Below are 737 nucleotides of genomic sequence, written 5' to 3'. Positions count from 1 at the left end.
GCTGACGATCCCGAAGGGGTCATCTATCTCGGCTCGTTCTCCAAGACGTTCGCGCCCGGTTTCAGGGTCGGCTGGACGCTCGCTCCGCATGCTGTACGGGAGAAACTGGTCCTGGCGGCCGAGAGCAGCGTTCTGTGCCCACCGGCGTTCTCCCAGTTGGCGGTGTCTGAGTACCTGTCCGGCCATGACTGGCGAGGCCAGGTGAAGGCTTTCCGTGAGCTGTACCGTGAGCGGTGCGACGCCATGCTGGACGCCCTTGACGACATGATGCCGGACGGTGCCCATTGGACTCGCCCTCAGGGCGGGTTCTATGTGTGGCTCACGTTGCCGGCCGGCTTGGATACCAAAGCGATGTTGCCTCGCGCGGTCACGAACAGGGTCGCGTATGTTCCAGGCACAGCGTTCTACGCCGATGGCTTCGGTAGCCGGTCTATGCGCCTGTCCTACTGCTATCCCACGCCCGAGAGAATCCGCGAAGGCGTGCGCAGGCTTGCCCAGGTCATCGAGCAGGAGATGGAGCTGCGTGCCGCATTCGGCGCGCCCGGTTCCTCGCACCGTCCGGGCCTCGACGTCCCAGCACCGGATCAGACCTGACCAAGGCGCGTGCGGTGTTCGGTCGCGGGAGGACGGCCAGATAGTGAATCTTCCAGGGGAGAAAGGCGTTCGTATGAGTGATCTCGGCCATGTACTGGTCCTTGCAGGAGGGCTCTCGCACGAGCGCGATGTCTCCCTGAGAT

The 737-nt window shown here is 63.9% G+C and carries 1 protein-coding gene; it reads left to right on the top strand.

The window, feature by feature from the left end; genetic code table 11:
- The coding region (locus ELR45_RS40455; RefSeq protein ID WP_240759210.1) for an aminotransferase class I/II-fold pyridoxal phosphate-dependent enzyme at window positions 1–594 on the top strand (594 nt) is incomplete at its 5' end.
- Between the last annotated feature and the right edge of the window lie 143 nt (window positions 595–737).

It is taken from the genome of Phytoactinopolyspora endophytica (genome assembly GCF_004138495.1).
Lineage (GTDB): Bacteria > Actinomycetota > Actinomycetes > Jiangellales > Jiangellaceae > Phytoactinopolyspora > Phytoactinopolyspora endophytica.
The sequence above is the reverse complement of the archived record's forward strand: the minus strand, read 5'-3'. Positions and strand labels throughout refer to the sequence as shown.